The organism is Acinetobacter sp. WC-141 (assembly GCF_000313935.1).
Classification (GTDB): domain Bacteria; phylum Pseudomonadota; class Gammaproteobacteria; order Pseudomonadales; family Moraxellaceae; genus Acinetobacter.
In genome coordinates, this window is record NZ_AMSS01000027.1 from 36,648 (window position 1) to 56,711 (window position 20,064).

15 protein-coding genes and 1 pseudogene are annotated in these 20,064 nt (G+C 39.1%); 9 read left to right on the top strand and 7 right to left on the bottom strand.

The features are described 5' to 3' along the window. Positions 1-225: 225 nt before the first annotated feature. From ACINWC141_RS04150 to ACINWC141_RS04180, 7 genes are all read left to right on the top strand, one after another. Positions 226-1,533: a dicarboxylate/amino acid:cation symporter gene (locus ACINWC141_RS04150; protein WP_009388193.1), complete on the top strand. Its 1,308-nt coding sequence runs from the start codon at positions 226-228 to the stop codon at positions 1,531-1,533. 687 nt (positions 1,534-2,220) lie between these two features. Then, positions 2,221-3,288: an asparaginase gene (locus ACINWC141_RS04155; RefSeq protein ID WP_009388232.1), complete on the top strand. Its 1,068-nt coding sequence runs from the start codon at positions 2,221-2,223 to the stop codon at positions 3,286-3,288. A 199-nt stretch (positions 3,289-3,487) separates the two neighbouring features. Further along, entirely contained in the window at positions 3,488-7,051 is a 3,564-nt protein-coding gene (dnaE, locus tag ACINWC141_RS04160; RefSeq protein WP_009388189.1) for a DNA polymerase III subunit alpha, read from the top strand. 14 nt (positions 7,052-7,065) lie between these two features. Further along, on the top strand, positions 7,066-7,905 hold the full coding sequence (locus ACINWC141_RS04165) for an RNA methyltransferase (protein ID WP_009388244.1): 840 nt from the start codon (positions 7,066-7,068) through the stop codon (positions 7,903-7,905). Then, complete coding sequence (cysE, locus tag ACINWC141_RS04170) at positions 7,898-8,713, top strand: serine O-acetyltransferase (RefSeq protein WP_009388236.1); 816 nt, start codon at positions 7,898-7,900, stop codon at positions 8,711-8,713. The genes ACINWC141_RS04165 and cysE overlap by 8 nt, the downstream gene beginning before the upstream one ends. 105 nt (positions 8,714-8,818) lie before the next feature. Further along, entirely contained in the window at positions 8,819-9,760 is a 942-nt protein-coding gene (locus ACINWC141_RS04175; protein ID WP_009388217.1) for an ABUW_2363 family tetratricopeptide repeat lipoprotein, read from the top strand. A gap of 115 nt (positions 9,761-9,875) precedes the next feature. Beyond that, on the top strand, positions 9,876-11,882 hold the full coding sequence (locus tag ACINWC141_RS04180) for an esterase/lipase family protein (protein ID WP_009388276.1): 2,007 nt from the start codon (positions 9,876-9,878) through the stop codon (positions 11,880-11,882). A gap of 50 nt (positions 11,883-11,932) precedes the next feature. Here ACINWC141_RS04180 and ahpF read toward each other — a convergent pair. From ahpF to ACINWC141_RS04205, 3 genes and pseudogenes are all read right to left on the bottom strand, one after another. Continuing rightward, positions 11,933-13,475: pseudogene (gene ahpF, locus ACINWC141_RS20355) on the bottom strand (alkyl hydroperoxide reductase subunit F). 177 nt (positions 13,476-13,652) lie between these two features. Continuing rightward, complete coding sequence (locus tag ACINWC141_RS04200; RefSeq protein ID WP_009388239.1) at positions 13,653-14,174, bottom strand: chromate transporter; 522 nt, start codon at positions 14,172-14,174, stop codon at positions 13,653-13,655. After that, the gene (locus ACINWC141_RS04205) at positions 14,174-14,734 is read right to left on the bottom strand and encodes a chromate transporter (RefSeq protein ID WP_009388216.1); all 561 of its coding nucleotides are present in this window, start codon (positions 14,732-14,734) and stop codon (positions 14,174-14,176) included. The genes ACINWC141_RS04200 and ACINWC141_RS04205 overlap by 1 nt, the downstream gene beginning before the upstream one ends. A gap of 101 nt (positions 14,735-14,835) precedes the next feature. On the opposite strand from ACINWC141_RS04205, the gene ACINWC141_RS04210 reads away from it, so the two are divergent. Continuing rightward, positions 14,836-15,738, top strand: coding sequence for a LysR family transcriptional regulator (locus ACINWC141_RS04210; protein WP_009388218.1), 903 nt, complete (start codon positions 14,836-14,838; stop codon positions 15,736-15,738). An 82-nt stretch (positions 15,739-15,820) separates the two neighbouring features. Here the strand turns inward: ACINWC141_RS04210 and arsB are convergent, their stop codons facing one another. Together arsB and ACINWC141_RS04220 are read right to left on the bottom strand one after the other, a co-directional pair. After that, the gene (gene arsB, locus ACINWC141_RS04215) at positions 15,821-16,855 is read right to left on the bottom strand and encodes an ACR3 family arsenite efflux transporter (RefSeq protein WP_009388237.1); all 1,035 of its coding nucleotides are present in this window, start codon (positions 16,853-16,855) and stop codon (positions 15,821-15,823) included. 99 nt (positions 16,856-16,954) lie between these two features. After that, a complete protein-coding gene (locus ACINWC141_RS04220) occupies positions 16,955-17,284 on the bottom strand; it encodes an ArsR/SmtB family transcription factor (protein ID WP_009388223.1) in 330 nt (109 codons plus the stop codon). A gap of 87 nt (positions 17,285-17,371) precedes the next feature. On the opposite strand from ACINWC141_RS04220, the gene arsC reads away from it, so the two are divergent. Then, positions 17,372-17,800 carry an arsenate reductase (glutaredoxin) gene (arsC, locus tag ACINWC141_RS04225; RefSeq protein ID WP_009388186.1) on the top strand — a complete coding sequence of 143 codons (429 nt, stop codon included), beginning with the start codon at positions 17,372-17,374 and terminating at the stop codon, positions 17,798-17,800. Between the two features lie 70 nt (positions 17,801-17,870). Here arsC and ACINWC141_RS19315 read toward each other — a convergent pair whose 3' ends face one another. Both ACINWC141_RS19315 and ACINWC141_RS04230 read right to left on the bottom strand, forming a co-directional pair. Beyond that, positions 17,871-18,032: a DUF1427 family protein gene (locus ACINWC141_RS19315; RefSeq protein ID WP_000784879.1), complete on the bottom strand. Its 162-nt coding sequence runs from the start codon at positions 18,030-18,032 to the stop codon at positions 17,871-17,873. A gap of 57 nt (positions 18,033-18,089) precedes the next feature. Further along, entirely contained in the window at positions 18,090-19,964 is a 1,875-nt protein-coding gene (locus ACINWC141_RS04230; RefSeq protein ID WP_009388230.1) for an amidohydrolase, read from the bottom strand. Positions 19,965-20,064: the final 100 nt, after the last annotated feature.

Genomic DNA, 20,064 nt, shown 5'->3' on the forward strand with positions numbered 1-20,064 from the left:
TATGCAAAAAATGCATGGATCTATATTTTTTTGCATTTCACACTGCTTCAAAATCGAGCAACAATCCCCTTCCATAACAACATCACCATATTCGATTCGGTTAAAACAGATACAGGTATCTAGGAAGATAAAATCGGTAGAACGACCGGACTGAACTAACAAGGAAAGCTTTCAATCATTCAAATCCCATCAAAGAATGATTGAATCAAATGGATAGAGGTTCATATGAAGCAAAAGAAATTGCTCAAGTATATTGTTATAGCTATTTTACTTGGTGTACTGACAGGTTGGATTTGTCATCACTTTTTCAATGAAGGTGAACAACTCAAACAGATCGCTTCTTATTTCAGCATCGGCACAGACATCTTTTTACGTCTCATCAAGATGATTATTGCTCCATTGGTATTTGCCACAATTGTTTCAGGCATTGTATCAATGGGGAAATCAACATCAATCGGCAGTATCACACTCAAGTCAATGACTTGGTTTATTACTGCTTCGTTTGTATCGCTTGCCATCGGCATGGGCTTAGCAAACTTTTTCCAACCTGGCGCAGCTCTAGACTTAGCATTACCAACTGCTCAACAACTTAGTGGCGCTTCTCTCCCGGCGACCACTGGCTTTACGCTGCAATCATTCATAAGTCATGTGTTTCCACGCAGCATTGCAGAAGCAATGGCAAACAACGATATTTTACAAGTTCTTGTTTTTTCTATTTTCTTTGGTTCAGCGCTCGCTTTTGTAAATCAAGGCAAAGAAAAAGACTCAGTTATTATTCGTTTGACTGAAGAACTTAGCAAGATCATGTTCCGTATCACCGATTACGTCATGATGTTTGCACCTTTTGCGGTATTTGCTGCAATCGCTTCAGCAATTACAGTACAAGGTTTGGGCTTGATTATTGACTACGGTATTTTAATCGCTGAGTTCTATTTCGGTCTTCTGTTACTTTGGATTGTTTTGTTCTCTGTTGGTGCAATCGTACTTAAAAAGGATATTTTTCGCTTAGGCAAGTTAATTCGTGAACCTGTAACGCTTGCTTTTGCTACAGCTTCAAGCGAGTCTGCCTACCCTAAAGTAATGGATGCACTCAACAAATTTGGTGTACCTAAAAAAGTGACAAGCTTCGTATTACCGCTGGGTTATTCATTTAACTTAGATGGCTCAATGATGTACACCACGTTTGCAGTACTCTTTATTGCCCAAGCTTACAACATCGATCTTAGCTTCACTCAACAAATCTTAATTCTGTTAACTCTTATGGTAACAAGTAAAGGTATTGCAGGTGTATCACGAGCTTCAATTGTGGTTATTTCAGCAACACTCACCATGTTCCATTTACCTGAAGCTGGCATTCTCTTATTGCTTGGTATCGATCAGTTCCTTGATATGGGTCGTACTGCAACAAACGTAGTAGGTAACAGTATTGCTACCGCAGTTGTTGCTAAGCTTGAAGGCGAAAAAGTAGCTGATACTGAAGAATTACCTGAACCTGTATTAATTAAATCAACTCAAGAACAAACGCCCGCTTAAGTTTCTCTTTTCTCCCACTCTCCCAACTTAAGAGCAATTTTATATGACCTTATAAAATTGCTCTTCTTTTTATTCTAAAATTAAACAATAAAAATTTATGTGTATTTCCATTTTAAATAATGAACTAAATAATGAGTTTTAACTCCTATTAAATTTTCTTAAAACAAACCTTAAAAAGAGAATAAAAATCACCCAAACAGAATTTATATTCTTAGTAATAAATATCAAGCGATTAAATTTTAATTCATTCTTTCATCTCTTAATTATATTAAACCATTGAAATTATTGTTTAGTTTATCTATAAAAAATTTATATAATTTTATTAACAATAAATAATTATTATAATCAATACTATATAAATACCAAATGGTAAATAAAACCCCATCACACCCATTATTTTTAAATTTTATAATAATAAAAAAATCATTTGCTTCCTTTATATTAAAAAACAAACAAATCGAGATAAATTAGAAAAACTTAATAGATTTTTTATTTTATTCATGTTATTTATTAACGCTAAATAAAAGCAATGACTAAGCAATTGTTGATGAAACAAAATGCTATTCAGGGATGCTTTTTATTCAAACAAGTTACGAATATGTTTTACATGGTATGTATTTTGCTTAGGAAAAGCAGACATCTTCGACAAACTTTTTTTACTTTCGTCACTTCATAAGGATATTTTCGATGTTGACTAAAACTGTTAAATCTTTAGGTTTAGCGATGGGCTTATTGGCCTGCTCTCTCCCACTTTACGCAAAAAATAATGTAGTTGTTGTTGCCACTGGCGGTACTATCGCAGGTGCTGGCGCCAGTTCAGCAAATAGTGCAACTTACACTGCTGCTAAAGTTCCAGTAGATGCATTAATTAACGCAGTTCCACAAATCAAAGATTTGGCGAATGTCACTGGTATTCAGGCATTACAGGTTGCTTCTGAAAGTATTACTGACAAGGAATTATTACAAATTGCTCGTCAAGTAAATGAGCTGGTAAAAAAACCATCTGTTAATGGTGTGGTGATTACTCACGGTACAGATACTTTAGAAGAAACAGCATTTTTCTTAAATCTGGTTGTTCACACGGATAAACCGATTGTTATTGTTGGTTCAATGCGTCCTTCAACTGCTCTTTCAGCAGATGGCCCTCTTAACCTTTATAGTGCAGTTGCTTTAGCAGCTTCTGATGATGCAAAAAATAAAGGCGTTATGGTGCTTATGAACGACTCTATTTTTGCAGCGCGTGATGTCACTAAAGGTATTAACATTCATACAAATGCTTTTGTTAGCCAATGGGGCGCTTTAGGTACATTAGTTGAAGGCAAGCCATACTGGTTCAGACAGTCTGTCAAACGTTTTACAAATGCTTCTGAATTTAATATCGAGAATATTAAAGGTGATGCACTTCCTTTAGTACAAATCGTTTACGGCTCAGACTCTATGCTTCCAGATGCTTATGAAGCATATGCAAAAGCTGGCGCTAAAGCGATTATCCATGCAGGTACGGGTAACGGTTCAGTTGCGAACTATATCGTTCCAACTTTACAAAATCTTCACGACAAGAACGGTATTCAAATTATCCGTTCATCACGTGTACCACAAGGTTTCGTATTACGTAATGCAGAACAACCTGATGATAAATATGGTTGGGTAGCTGCTCATGACTTAAACCCACAAAAAGCACGTCTTCTTACTGCATTAGCTCTTACTAAGACTAATGACGCTAAAGAAATTCAACGTATGTTCTGGCAGTACTAAGTTTTTCAACCAGCTCAAACCTTGAGGTTTGAGCTGGTCATATTTTATAAAAATAATGTCTTTTATATTAAAACTGTACAATAGATGTTCAACTCATTCTTCTTAAATAATAAAATCCTTAACAGTTTGCCAAAATATTAACCATTTCCTTTTAACTTTGCGTGTTAAACTATGCTTCGGTCGCATTAAGGATTGGTTTATGCAGTTTGTTCATCTAGGTATTTATACAGAATTTTCGATTACAGAGTCGATAGTTCGCATACCTGACTTGGTCAATGCTGCGGTTAAAGACCAAATGCCTGCGTTGGCATTAACTGACCTCTCTAACCTTCATGCGGCAGTTAAGTTTTATAATTCTTGTTTAAAAAAAGGAATTAAGCCGCTTTTAGGTAGCACAATTCGCCTTGATGATGCTCAACATCGTGCAACTCTACTTGCGATGAGTGACGTTGGATGGAAAAGCCTCACCGAAATCGTTTCACGCGGTTTCATTGAAGGACAACAGCTCAGTATTCCATGTGTACAAAAAGAATGGGTACTTGAACAGCATCAAGATATTATCGTTTTACTTGGCCAGCATAGTGATGTCGGTCAGATGCTTTGTTCATCTAACCCGCAAAAAGCTGCTCCCCTTTTAGAAGCATGGCTCGAAAAGTTTGGTAACCGTGTTTATCTTGCATTAACACGTACTGAACGTCCTGGTGAAGAAGACTTTATTCAAGAAGCAGCTAAACTTGCTGCAAAATATAATATTGGTGTAGTTGCACATAATGATGTGCACTTTGTAGAAAAAGAAGATTTCGAGGCACACGAAGCTCGTGTTTGTATTGCTGATGGTTATGTACTAGCAGATAATCGGCGTCCACGCATATATAGCCCTGAGCAGTACTTTAAGACCTCAGATGAAATGATCGAATTGTTTTCCGATATTCCTAGTGCTATCGAGAACACCTATCATATTGCTAAACGCTGCAACGTTAAACTACAACTCGGCACTTACTTTTTACCTGATTACCCAATTCCAGATGGTTTTACCATCGACACTTATTTTGAACACTTATCTAAAGTAGGTTTAGAAGAACGCCTAAATTATCTTTACCCTGTTGAAAAACGTGGCGAGGACTGGCCAGAGATTCGTAAGCCTTACGATGAACGAATTGAATATGAAGTCGGGATTATCCTGAAAATGGGTTTCCCTGGATACTTCCTCATCGTCATGGACTTCATTCAATGGGCAAAAAATAATGGTGTTCCTGTAGGGCCAGGCCGTGGTTCAGGCGCGGGTTCTTTAGTCGCATATAGCTTAAAAATTACTGACCTTGACCCACTTCGTTACGATCTACTTTTCGAGCGTTTCTTGAACCCGGAACGTGTGTCAATGCCCGACTTTGACGTCGATTTCTGTATTGCTGGTCGTGACCGCGTCATCGATTACGTATCACGTACTTATGGTCGCGAAGCCGTTTCACAAATTGCAACTTTCGGAACCATGGCAGCAAAAGGTGCCATCCGTGATGTTGCGCGTGTATTAGGTAAATCTTATGGTTTAGCTGACCGTATTTCAAAAATGGTGCCTACCAAACCGCTCGGTGTGGACTTAGCTACCGCTATTGATATGGAACCTCAACTTAAAGATATTGTCACCAACCCGTCTAATCCAGATAACGAAGATGCCAGCGAAATCTGGGAAATGGCATTAAAATTAGAAGGTATAACCCGAAATACAGGTAAACATGCCGGAGGTGTCGTTATTGCACCAGGTAAAATTACCGATTTTTCAGCTGTACTTTGTGATGCAGATGGAACAAACCGTGTTGCTCAATATGATAAAGATGATGTAGAAGCAGCTGGTCTGGTCAAATTTGACTTCTTGGGCTTACGTAACTTAACCGTTATTGAAGACGCGATTCAAAATATTAATAAAAACCGCGACAGTAATGATCAGCTCAATATTTTGCATGTTCCTTTAGACGACGCAAAAGCATACTCTGTCTTTGCCGATGCAAATACGACAGCGGTATTCCAGTTTGAATCCGTCGGCATGAAACGGATGCTTAAAGAAGCACGTCCAAGTAAATTCGAAGAAATTATTGCATTCGTATCACTGTATCGTCCAGGCCCAATGGACCTGATTCCTGACTTTATTCACCGTATGCATGGTGGAGATTTTGAATATCTCCATCCTCTTTTAGAAGGTGTATTAGAACCAACTTACGGGATTATGGTTTATCAGGAACAAGTTATGCAAGCTGCACAGATCTGTGCAGGTTATACGCTAGGCGGTGCAGACTTATTACGCCGTGCGATGGGTAAAAAGAAACCCGAGGAAATGGTCAAACAGCGCCAAATTTTCTTAAAAGGTGCTGCTGAAAAAGGGATTGACGAAAGTACAGCCAACCATATCTTTGACTATATGGAAAAGTTTGCAGGCTATGGTTTTAACAAATCTCACGCCGCTGCTTATGCGCTAGTTGCTTACCATACTGCGTGGTTAAAAGCTCATTACCCTGCTGAGTTTATGGCAGCCGTAATGACATCAGAAATGCAAAACACCGACAGTGTTGTATTTTTGATTGACGACTGTCGAAATAATGATCTTGAGGTTTTACCACCATCAGTCAATATGTCGACTTATCATTTCCATGCAAGTAACGATAAAACCATTGTTTACGGTTTGGGCGCAATTAAAGGTGTCGGCGAACAAGCAATGCAGTCAGTCATTGACTCACGTCGACAATATGGCCCTTATACAGATCTATTCGATTTTTGCCATCGTATTGATTTGAAAAAAATCAATAAGCGTACTCTTGAAGCTTTAATCCGTGCAGGTGCACTCGATTGCTTAGGGATTGAACGTGCAAGCTTAATGGCACAATTGCCTGAAGCGGTGCAAGCCGCTGAACAAGCTCGAAGTAACCGTGAAAGCGGTATTATGGATTTATTTGGTGAAGTTGAAGAAGTTCAGCGTAAGCCAGCTAAACCTGTTAAACCATGGAGTGATGAGGTTCGTCTTAAAGGCGAAAAAGATACACTTGGGTTATATCTAACGGGCCATCCAATTGATGTTTACCGACAAGAACTCAAAGCTTTTATTCCTGTAAAACTAAATGAAATTACAGCCACACGTCGTGGCGTTACTACAGTTTATGCAGGTTTGGTTATTGATGTCGCAAACTTCCCTAACCGAGTTGTTATTGTACTTGATGATGGTACAGGACGTATTGAAGTCAGCTGTAACCATGAGCGCTTCCAACGTTTTAAAGATATCATTCAAGTTGAACGTGTTGTAGTTTTCGAAGGCGAAATCTATGAACGAGAAGGCTTTGATCGTCCAATGGGGCGTTTAACCAAAGCGTTCACCTTAAATGAAATAAGACAAAAACGTGCTAACAGTATTCAAATCAAATTAACAGAAGAGTTCATGCAACCAACATTGGCAAAAGATCTGCAAAATATAATTTTGCCATTTTGCAATGTAGATATGCATCAGCATATCGCTCTACAGTTACAGATTGACCAACCCTATGCTCAAGCCGAACTTCAGTTTGGTCCGCAATGGAAAGTCGCTCCTCTAGACGAATTACTTGCTAAACTCAGAGATTATTTTGGTAAAGATAACATTTATATTGAGTATCAAGTAAAGTCGAAAGCAGCTAAAGCAGCAGACCCTGTTCGTCCACATGCTGTTGCCTCACCTCCTGCGGGTATGTCTATGGACGATGCATTGGATTTATACCAAAGCGAAGTTTCTCAATATTCGTAATTTCTGGAAATCTTATGAGTTCGTTTGACCACACCACCGTGTCAAAACAATTAGCACAAGTACGTATTGTCATGGTAAATACGACTTTACCTGCCAATATTGGTAGTGCTTTACGTGCCATGAAAACAATGGGACTAATTAAATTAGTTCTTGTTGCACCTAAAACATATCCTCATCCAGATATACAAGCACTTGCCGCCGGTGCTCAAGATTTATTTGAACATCTTGAGATTGTAGACACCTTAGAAGATGCGATTAAAGATTGCCATTTGGTCTTTGGAACAAGTGCACGTAGTCGCACCATTCCTTGGCCTTTACTTGATGTGCGACCTGCAGCTAAAGAAGCTATTAAAGCAATCACCCAAGGACAACAAATTGCTATTGTTTTTGGCCGTGAAGACCGTGGTTTAACTAACGAAGAGTTAGCACTGGCAAATTATCATTTAACGATTCCTGTCAATCCGGACTATGGTGTATTAAATGTTGCGCAAGCCATTCAAGTTGTATGTTACGAACTTCGCATGTCTGCTCTTGAGCAAGAGCAAGTCGATCAGACTGTAGATGAAATGCCATTAGTGCAAGGCCAAAGCATGCAATGGGATGAGCCTTTGGTGACTCAGCAACAAATGGAAGAGTTTTATCCTCATCTAGAAAAAATGCTGACTGAAATTGAATTTTTAGATCCAGAAAATCCACGTTTATTGCCTTTACGCTTGCGTCGTCTGTTTGGTCGTATACAATTAGATCGTATGGAATATCATTTACTTCGCGGTATTTTTAGTCGTGTGCAAGCTCTAACGAGTGGTAAATGGAAAAAAGCATTATCTGACAAGGAGGATCAACCCAATGCTTAAACAGCTTAAAGAAGATATAAAGGCTGTATTTGCGCGTGATCCTGCTGCCCGCAATACACTCGAAGTTCTTACGACCTATCCTGGTATTCATGCAATTATGATGCATCGTGTTGCACATGAATTATGGCAAAAAGATTGTAAAGGTGCAGCTCGCCTACTTTCTTCATTTAGCCGTTTTGCGACAGGAATCGAAATTCACCCTGGCGCTAAAATCGGTAAGCGTTTTTTTATCGATCATGGCATGGGTGTTGTGATTGGTGAAACTGCTGAAATTGGTGACGATGTTACGCTTTATCATGGAGTTACTTTAGGTGGTACAACCTGGAAAACTGGTAAACGCCATCCAACTTTAGAAGACGGTGTGGTCGTTGGGGCGGGTGCAAAAATTTTGGGACCATTTACGGTAGGTAAAGGTGCCAAGGTCGGTTCAAATGCCGTGGTGACCAAAGCTGTTCCTGCTGGAGTGACTGCTGTAGGAAACCCTGCTCGCTATATTTATAAAGATGCCGATAAAAATAACGATAAAGATGAAGCACGTCGCCGTGATTATGCACAAAGTATTGGTTTTGCCCCATATGCGACAACTGCTGATCAATCAGACCCTATTTTAGAAGGTATGCGCGTTTTACTTGATCGTATTCAGCACAATGAAACACGTATGAATAATTTATGCCAGCGTTTATCGGAGCTAGACCCTAGCTTCAAAAAAGAAAGCCAAGATGAACAACCTTTTAGTGATGAAGAGCTAAAAATACTTGAAGAAGTTCGTCGTGAATGTGGTGCACAAAACAAGATATCAAAAACGTAATATTCTTGATTCATAATGTAACACGCTTACCCTTGCATGTCGGTTTAGCTTTTCCTAGACTTACCAGTACCAAATCTGACTTTACTAAAATGAACGGAAGATCCTATGAATTTTAAGCCTTTGGCATATATCATCCTTGCGACCTCAAGTTTAACTGCTTGTACAATGGCACCCGTAAAAGAACAAAAAATTGAGCCTTTTGTTTTCAAGGAACCAGAGCTTACTCCTCCTTTTTATGCACTAAATCCTTTTAACTATGATCAACCGCCAGCATTTGAAGTTGCGTTAAAAGAAGCTGCTGCACAGCCGGTAACGAAAATGGTGGTTAATCGTCAAGATGACCCAACTAAACAGCTTACTCTCGACACCAATAAACTCATTGTTCCGACGGTAAATAATTCACAGCGTTCAATGAAATATGCTGTTTTAGCTGGTCAGAATGAAATTGATGTGACTACTATTGATGACTTCTTACAGTTAGTAGAAGGTAAAGCACGTCACTACCCACCTCGCTTTACTGACCGCCAAGAACGTAAAGGCTTCGAAAGCAAACTTAAAGAAGTAACACAGCAACTCGATACACTTGCTGCAGACCCAAATGCATCATTTGATATTTTACTTCGCGCTTTTAAAGCAAGCGTTCTTGCACGTAATCTTGATTTAGGTACTGTTCATACCACCAGATCTTTAGAGTATGCTCAAAGACTTTTAAAAATTAGTCCAGATGACGCTGAAACAAACTTCTGGTTTGGTTTTGGTTTATCTGAAGGTGGTGGCCAACGTGAAGCTATTCCATATTTAGATAAAGCAATTAAAGGTAATGTTCAAGAAGCGTATCTAGCTGCTGCAAATAACTATATTGCGATGGAGCAAAAGAAAAATGCGATCCAGACGCTTAAAAATTATAAAGTTAAATATCCAGATGAATCGGAAATTGCTGATCGTTTAATTCAAGAAATTGAAAAACAAGGCCGTTGGAATGTTTGGCAAGTTTTAACTAACCCTGCAATGTCTGCAACTACGCCTAATGTAGCGCCTACAAAATAAGCTTAATAAGAGAAAAAGGGCTGTTTTGACAGCCCTTTTTTGTATTTGATCATTTGAAAAACATTTTAAAATTTGTATGATCTACCTACCATTGAGCCACTATATTTTGACCATAATGTTTTTAATAAAAAGAAGCAAAACAGTATTGACGGTCATACTACTCGGTTCAATTCTGAGTGGATGTCAGGTCGTAAATGTTAAACAGCAAGCTTTGAATGTGACTATTGCGAATGAGCGTAATAGCATTCTTACACAAGATAAACTTAGTGAAGCCAGTCTGAACGTTTTATCAATGTCTGGTCAAGAAGCTAAAGTTTGTACTGACACACCTGACACCTGTGTAAATCAACTCAAAAATCTACCACAAGTTTTAGATGAACAATTCTTATCTGCTGCAAGTGAAATGTATCTGGCAAAAGCCATGTCCTTGTCAGATACCTCTGACTGTAAAATAAGTAGATTTAGCAAGCATAAGTCTGAAGAAGAGCAAAAGAATATTCAGAATAAGTATGATGATTGCTTAGACCAGCAATTAAATTTACTGGATAAAAGTATTCGCTATAGTTATGCCTATCTATTTTCAACAAAACGTCAGCCCACTGACCGTATTTTTGATAATAGACAAGTTCAGATTCGAGACTTTTACAATCAAGCCATTGCTAAAATGGTGAGTGTTTATGACTTACGCTATCCTAAAAAAGATGTCGTAGAGCCTCAAATACATATTGGTAAAAGTATCTATTCAATTGATTTCGAATTTCACCGGCAACTTGCTGGACAAAAATTAGAAAAATTAATTTCTAGTTATAATTTAAACTTCTCAGGGTTAAGAACGATTAACCGTCGTGATGGTTTTGGTTCTGAATTTGTTGCGGTTTTTCCGAGATCTGGAAAAGAAGATATTAATGAATATATTTTAGACCCGCTTAAATACAATTATAAAAATGGTGTTAACCCAAATATTCATCATGCACGTTATTTGGCTGCAACTATTGTCGCTGAACCAAAACACGCGACCACTGTTGAAGAAATTATTAATAATTCTGAATTTGTGATTCGGGTTTACGATCCATACAGGACCGATAATATTAATGTGGCAGGAAAACAATATCCTCTAGCTGCTAACTTTTCAGCGCCTTATGGCCTATGGTTAGCCGAAAATAATTTAGGGGTCGCAGCCTATTTAACTTTGATTGATCGCGATCAGCACTTGACCATGCCGCATCTCTACATGCTTGAACCGTACAATCCGAACAAGAAAATTATTGTATTAGTACATGGTTTGGCAAGTAGTCCCGAAGCGTGGATTGCTCTCACCAATGATGTTATGGGCGATACGGTTTTAAGAGATAATTATCAAGTTTGGCAAGTTTTCTATTCGACCAACATGCCAATTTTGGAAAGTCGTTTCCAGATCTATGCACTGCTCAAACAAGCTTTTAGTTCGCTAAACCCAAGCGACCCTGCTGCACATGATGCTGTTCTTGTTGGACATAGCATGGGGGGTATTATTAGCCGTTTACTGGTCAGTGATGGAGATATTACTAAACCTGCCTTAGAGTTGATGACGATTCGTCAGCAAAACCGCTTTAAGAAACATCCAATGGTGACTGAACGATTGCAAATGCATTCAATTAATAATTTTGATCGCGCAATTTTCTTGGCTTCCCCTCATCGAGGTACAGATTATGCAGATCGCTGGTTTACCTTAGCAGCGCGTAAAATTATTCGTTTACCGGGTGCATTCTTATCAGCTGTAGCGACTTCGCTTACCACTGAAAATTTAGATGTTAAAGATTTCTTAAGTAATATTGATAATGGTCTAATTCAAAATGGACCGAGCGATCTAAGTCATCAATCTAAATTTATGGAGCTCACAAAAAATATTAATCCACACCAAGGTTTAGTTTTCCACTCCATTATGGGTAATATCACCAAGAGTGATGATCCAAATGTGATTACCGATGGTATTGTCCCTTATAAGAGTGCTCACTTAGACGGAGCCAAATCTGAGAAAGTTCTTCCAGGTGGTCATTCAATTCAGCTCACACCGCAAGCTGTATTGGAACTACGTCGTATTTTACGAGAACATTTAGTCGAACATGGTTTATATAAACCATAGAATAAAAAAAGCCAAAGAATAATCTTTGGCTTTTTTGTTTGAGCTAAATCTTACTGTCCAGAACGGATGATGTAATCAAACGCAGAGAGTGATGCTTTAGCACCTTCACCTGTGGCAATAATGATTTGCTTGTAAGGCACAGTCGTACAGTCACCCGCAGCAAACACACCTTGAACATTGGTTTCGTTGCGGTCATTCACAATGATTTCGCCACGGTTGGTTAACTCAACTTCACTGTCTTTTAAGAAGTCAGTGTTTGGGAGTAAACCAATCTGTACAAAGATCCCTGCAAGTTCTACTACATGCTCTTCATTAGTGGCACGGTCTTTATATTTAAGACCAGTCACTTGTGAACCGTCGCCCAACACTTCTGTACTTAAGGCATTCATAATCACAGTTGTGTTTGGCAAGCTATGCAGTTTGTTTTGCAACACTTGGTCGCACGAGTTTGTGTCGAATCAACAAAGTACATGTCAACAATCCTGCAAGGTCAATTGCAGCTTCAACACCTGAGTTACCACCACCAATCACGCAACACGTTTGCCTTTGAACAATGGACCATCACAGTGTGGACAGTACGCAACACCACGGGTACGGTATTCTTGTTCACCCGGTACATTCATCTCTCTCCAACGTGCACCTGTTGAAAGGATCACAGTTTTCGATTCAAGTTTCGCACCGTTTTCAAGTTCAACTTCAACCAGACCATTTATCGTTTGGTTGGCACCTGTGATTTTGCTGACACGTTGCAGGTTCATGATATCGACATCGTATTCACGAACATGGGATTCCATCTCAGCAGCAAACTTAGGACCTTGCGTTTTTTGCACAGAAGTGAAGTTTTCAATGTCCATGGTATCCATGACCTGACCACCGAAGCGTTCAGCCACGATACCGGTGTTAATGCCTTTACGTGCAGCATAGATTGCAGCAGTTGCGCCCGCAGGTCCACCACCAATCACCAATACATCAAAAGCATCTTTGGCATTCAGGGCTGCTGCATCTTTTTCAGCTGAGTTAGTGTCGAGTTTCGCTACAATCTCTTCAAGGGTCATACGACCTTGACCAATGTGTTCGTTGTCTTGGAACACCATTGGAACTGCCATGATTTTGCGTTGTTCCACTTCGTCTTGGAAGAATGAACCATCAATCATGGTTGCTGTAGTGTTCGGGTTATAGATCGCATCAGGTTAAGGCCTGACACTCCGGACAGTTATGACAGCTTACGATACAAACACATCAAAGTTGCTTTGAGGTTTAAACCTTTAATCTGGTTAGCACTTCATGACACTTTAGGTGCATAGCCAGACACTGTAACAGCCAAGATCAAAGACGTAAACTCATGGCCCATGGTAAGCCAGCAAAGAACACACGAGGTTGTTCACCTGCTTTAGCCACACCAAAGCTTGGACGACGTGTATTGTTGCCATCAAAACGGGCAGTTACCTTTTCAGAAAGCTCGGCGATTTCAGTCACTAACTCTTTAATTTGAGCCGCTTTATCTGATTCATCTAAAGCAGCAACTAATTCGATTGGACTTTCTAAACGTTCTAAGTAAGCTTTTAACTGAGTTTTAATGTTTTGATCTAACATCTGTTTTTTACTCCAATGCATCTAAATTCTTTCAATAGATGCATAATACGTGAAAACACAAAATAGGTAAAACAGTATGTTTTTATATATTCAATCGGTTTTTTAGATTTTATTATTTACTTGAATCAAAAAAAACCGACCTGAACTCATCCAGCGCAGGTCGGCAAACTGGTTAAACTAGAGTAAAACAACACCAAATACTGCCCCAGCAATCAGGACATGCAAAGGATGAACTTTCTTAATTAAAGATAATAAAGTTGCAATGACTACCATAATGACAAGTAAAGTATTTATTGCCGCTGCCTCAGAAATAATCCACGCACTGGCAAGCACCGTTCCCACAGTGACAGGTTGTAAAGCAAGCTGTAAAACACGGCGCCATTTCTTATCTTTAAATTTCGACCAACCTCTCATCACAAACACAGTAATAATTGATGAAGGTAAAAATTTAGCTGTAGAGGTTACCAGTAGACCTGATAACCCTGCTACATGCCATCCTACCAAAGGTACAATCATCATGTTTGGACCAGGAGCTGCTTGAGCCATGGCAAATAATGCACTAAATTCTTGTGCCGTCATCCAATGATGAATATCAACTACTTGGCGTTGCATTTCAGGCAAAATTGTATTGCCGCCACCAAATGCAATAAGAGACAGCTGAGTAAAAATGATCGCTAAAGTAAGTAGAACTGCGCCCATTACACACGTCTCCAAATAATAGTTGAATAAAGAGCCAACAAAATTAGCATGGTCAAAAGCAAGGAGACTTTTAGAAAAGCAATACTGACAATTGCCGCCACCACAACACACATCGCTATTGGATTACGTAATAATGGTTTTAACATTTTTAAGCCAGTTGCAACCAGAAGCCCAGCTGCTGCTGCTCCTAATCCTTCAAAAAGATGCTTAACCATGAGGTTATCTTGGAACTGCTCGTAGACATAATGTAAAAGTACAACAATTACCGTAGGCGCAAAGATTAAACCAATCAGAGAGCTAACTGCACCACGGACACCCCGAAACTCCATGCCAATCGCGACAGATAAATTAATGATATTGCCGCCTGGTAAAAATTGACACAGACCCAGTAACTCAGTGAATTTTTCCGGACTTAGCCACTGCCTCTGCTCTACAACGACTTTACGCGCCAAAGGCAGCACACCACCAAATCCAATTAAACCTAATGTTAAAAAACCTAAAAATAACTCTGTGCAGGTCGGTACGCTCTCCTTCTGCACGGCAATCTCAACATGGTTCATTTTCGTTACTTTTCACTTTATCTGACCAGCATAGAATGCTACTTTTAAGATATATCTACAAATGCTTTTATTTTCATTAACCATACCCTAAAGGTATTCCTATGTTAGATTTACATAAGCTTCATGCCTTTGTGGTGGTGGTAGAAGAAAGAAATATCACGCATGCGGCAAACCGATTATTTATTCAACAACCGCCTTTAACGCGTTTACTTAAAAAACTTGAAGACGAACTCGGTACACAGTTACTTATTCGTCAGCCTCGTGGCATTGAACCGACTGAAGCAGGTTTAGCTCTATTTAAAGAAGCTCAAATTTTATTAGAACATGCCAGACATATTCCAAAATTAGTCCAAGACGTCAGCCAAGGTAAAACCGGGCAACTCAATATTGGTTTTACAAGTTCCGCAGGCTTGCATCCGCTCATTTCAATAGTCTTGCGTTCATATCGGGAAATATATCCTGCTGTACAAACCAAATTGGAGGAAGCAGGCAGTCAAAAGCAACTAGATTGGTTAATTTCGGAAAAACTTGATATTGCTTTTCTAAGAGCGCCCATTAGCCGTGATATTGGATTAAAGCATCTTCATATATTAGATGAGTCAATGGTTGTTGCATTACCTATAGGACATCCACTTACACAAAAAGAGAAAATTAGTTTAAGTGATTTGTCAGATGAGAATTTTGTTTTATACCGTCGCTCTTCAGGGCAAGGTTTATATGACAATATTTTATATAGTTGCTATCAGGCAGGTTTTAGTCCACGCATTATTCAGGAAGCCCCTCGTCCTACTGCAACATTAAATTTAGTGGCTGCTGGAATTGGTATAACGATTGTGCCAGCCTCGATGCATAATTTTTGGGATCATGAAATTATGTATCGCGAGTTTGATGATTCAATAAAACTAAATGCCCCTATTTACTTGATTACAAGAGAAAATGAAAATTCAGCTAAAGTTTCAAACTTCATTGAACTCATGCAAAAACTATTACCAACGATGACTTGAGTGTAAGCAACGAGACAATAAAAAAGTGCCTATCTAAAGGCACTTTAATAAAATCTTGATCAAATAAATTTTATTATATTTCTTAAGCATAATATTTTTTCTTTAACCAAAGCGAAACCGAAACCAATGAAATCAGCACAGGAACTTCAACCAATGGTCCAATCACTGTGGTAAATGCCACAGGTGATGCTAAACCAAAAGTTGCAATGGCAACCGCTAAAGCCAATTCAAAATTATTACCTGCCGCAGTAAATGAAATTGCCGCTGTTTGAGGATAGTTATTTCCCAGCCGTTTACTCATAAAAAAGCTGATAAAGAACATCACCACAAAGTAAATCGTCAGTGGAATCGCAATACGTAATACATCTAAAGGTAAGCTCACCACATCGCCACCTTTTAGACTAAACATGGCGATAATGGTGAATAGCAAGGCGATTAGACTTAATGGACTAATCTTTGGTAAGAATTTGGTTTGATACCAATCTAACCCTATTGATTTAACTAAAACTAGACGAGTCAAGAAACCCATCAAAAATGGAATCCCCAAATACACCAAAACAGCATGCGTGATGATCCAGAAATTGACATCAATGACTTGTCCTGCCACACCAAAATAAGGCGGCAAAAAGGTCAAGAATAACCATGCATAAGTACTAAAGAACAAAATTTGGAAAATACTGTTAAAAGCAACCAACGCTGCAACATATTGGTTATCGCCACAAGCCAAGCCATTCCAGACCAATACCATTGCAATACAACGTGCTAAGCCAATTAAAATGAGACCTGTCATATATTCCGGATAGCTATGCAAAAAAACAATCGCAAGAATAAACATTAAAACTGGAGCAATAATCCAGTTTTGTACCAACGATAGAGTTAATGTTTTCTTATCTTTAAATACTTCTGGTAACGCAGCGTAATCAACCTTTGCTAAAGGTGGATACATCATTAAAATTAAGCCGATTGCAATTGGAATATTAACATTATCTACGCTTAATTCATTTAAAGACACAGATGCTTGAGGAAAGAAAACTCCAATGGCTACGCCTAAGGCCATAGCAATAAAAATCCATAGCGTCAGGTTTCGATCTAAAAAGGAAAGCCCTTGTTTGGTCATGCTCTACTCGATGAAAGAATTGATTAATGTTGTTCAATGCATACAACTGACTAAGTACTGATGCTAAAAAACGAATTTTTAAGACAAAAACTAGGAAGATTAATCACAGCACGTTGTAGTAGTGAAAGGCTGATATTGTTGCTTTACTTTTGTCTCGCGCTCTTCATTTTCTATAACCTTTAAAATATTTAAGGCCCAGACAGGTAAATCAGGGTTTATGCTGTAATATACCCACTGTCCTTTTCTTTCATCCAACAATACGCCATGAGTTCTTAATAAAGCTAAATGTCTGGAGATTTTCGGCTGGCTCAACTCAAGCTGTTCGGTTAGCTCACATACACAAATATTTTGTTTGTTTAGAACTAATTTAAGAATGTTTAAGCGAGTTTGGTCAGATAGACATTTAAAGAAATCGACTTGGTTGATCATATCTTCAACAGAATATATTCGTTATTGCAAATATACGGATATCCATATATAAAAGCAATATCTTAATTCAACGCTGAATTTACCGCCATGACTGAGCAAGTAAAAATCTATCATAACCCTGCATGTGGAACCTCACGAAATACATTGGCACTTATTCGTCATGCAGGTCTTGAGCCTATAATTATCGAATATTTACAAACACCTTCTACTAAAGATGAGCTTATACAACTCATTAAAAATGCAGGCTTAACTGTACGTGAAGCAATTCGTAAAAATGTTGATCCATATAAAGATTTAGAGCTAGAACAAGACCATTGGACCGATGAGCAGTTAATTGATTTTATGTTGCAATATCCAATTTTAATTAATCGCCCATTTGTGGTTACATCAAGAGGCACGCGACTTTGCCGCCCATCTGAAGTGGTGCTCGACATTTTAGATTCAAAAAACTTAGGCTATTTTGCAAAAGAAGATGGCGAAGTGATTATTGATGAACAAGGCCGTCGTATAAAGTAATTGAAGATACTTATTAATATAAAAAGCTAAATGGCATGACACCATTTAGCTTTTTTTTGAATGAAACAGATTAAAAATAGGATTTGATAAAAGGAAGAAGTTGCTCTCCTATTACCATGCCTAATAATCCGACTAACGCAACAAGAGGTGGAGCTGGTGACTTAACATTCAAAACATAATATAAGACACCAACAAGCAACCCTACAGCCAAAGATAACAAGTACATTTTCATCGTACATACCTTAGGGAAGCAAGCCATTTAACGAGGCAGGTTCCCAAACTGTTTTATTTAAAATGCAAAACAAGAACACCCGAGTGCACCCCAGAACGATTTTTTATCTTTATCATTTACAGGAACATCAAGCATCCAAGAGTGACTATGCCCATGCATGCCACAACTGCTAGCACATTCACACAATGCACTTTGTGACTGTAATGATTGATTCGAAGGTGCATTACGATTCTCGGATAAACGCCACTGACCACCAAAGCGTTTTACTGGCGACCATGTTGGAGATGCTGGCGGTAACGGCGGATCATCTTGCTTAAATTCAGCCCCTGCATAGACCACTTTTCCGCCTAAAACAGTGAGTACAGACTCAATCCACTGGATATCTTCTGCTTCAACCTTGAAATAGTCATCTGACAATACGACCAGATCAGCAAGTTCCCCTGCTGTCAGTGAACCTTTAACATCTTTTTCACCTGAGAACCAAGCCGAACCTTTAGTCCAGAGTTTGAGTGCTGTTTGGCGATCTAACAGATTTTTTTCATCATACAGCAGCAAACCACCGACTGTTTTACCAGTACTTAGCCAATACAAACACACCCAAGGGTTATAAGAGGCAACACGAGTCGCATCTGTCCCCGCACCGACAGGAACACCAAGTTCTAACATTTTCTTAACTGGTGGCGTTGCCTGAGCAGCCTCGGCACCATAGCGTTTTACGAAAATCTCACCTTGATATGCCATACGGTGTTGAATGGCGATACCACCACCCAACGCACCAATACGTTCGATATTACGCTCAGATACAGTTTCGGCATGGTCAATAATAAATCGAGTTGCAAATGGCTGTTTTGAATTGACGCGCTCAAATACATTGAGCAAACGATTGATACTTTCATCATAGGTTGCATGAATACGGAATGGCCATTTCTTTTCAGCCAAGTGCTCTACAATAGCTTCGAGTTCACCTTCCATTTTTTCCGGTAAATCCGGACGTGGCTCATAGAAATCTTCGAAGTCACCTGCCGACCAAGTCAGGTTCTCACCTGCTCCATTCATTCTAAATAGCTCATCACCATCACCCGGAAATGTCATTTCGGTCCAACGGCGATAATCATCAAGCTCTTGGCCTGCCTTCTGAGCAAATAGATTATAAGCAATTCGAACCGTCATTTGATTTTGATCGTGCAATTGCTTAATCACATCATAATCTTCAGGATAATTTTGACCGCCGCCACCTGCATCAATTGCTGAAGTAATGCCTAATCGGTTCAGTTCACGCATGAAATGACGAGTTGAATTGACTTGATCTTCAACTGGCAATTTCGGTGCTTTACCTAAGGTCGAATATAAAATCATAGCGGACGGAGTTGCGAGCAACAGACCTGTTGGCTCACCCTTTTCATCTCTTACAATCTTGCCACCCGGTGGATCTGGAGTATCTTTATTAAAGCCCAATACATCAAGCGCAGCTCGGTTCAACAAAGCACTGGCGTATAAATGTAAAATGAATACAGGAGTATCTGGCGCAGCTTTATTAATTTCTTCTAAAGTCGGTAAACGCTTTTCGGCAAACTGGAACTCAGTCCAACCACCTACTACACGAACCCATTGTGGAGCAGGCGTATTATCTGCTTGCTCTTTAAGTAAGCGTAGTGCATCAGCAACGGATGGGACACCTTCCCAGCGCAGTTCCATATTGTAATTTAGGCCACCACGAATAATATGCAGATGACTGTCATTTAGACCCGGTATAACGCGACGGCCATTTAAGTTTACAACTTTGCTTGTTGGTGTTGCGAGCTTCATAACCTCATCATTTGTGCCTGTGCGTACGACTTTACCGTCTGCAATCGCAATTGCTTGTACTTCGGGGTTGTGAGGATCTAGTGTTGTGATTTTACCGTTTATGAGTATGAGGTTTATTTCGGTCATTCTGAACTCCATTCTTGTGAATTATCGTTCTAAAAAATAAAGGTATAGCAACAAATATATTTCATTATTCTTTTTGATTTTACACGACGGAGTCTGACCG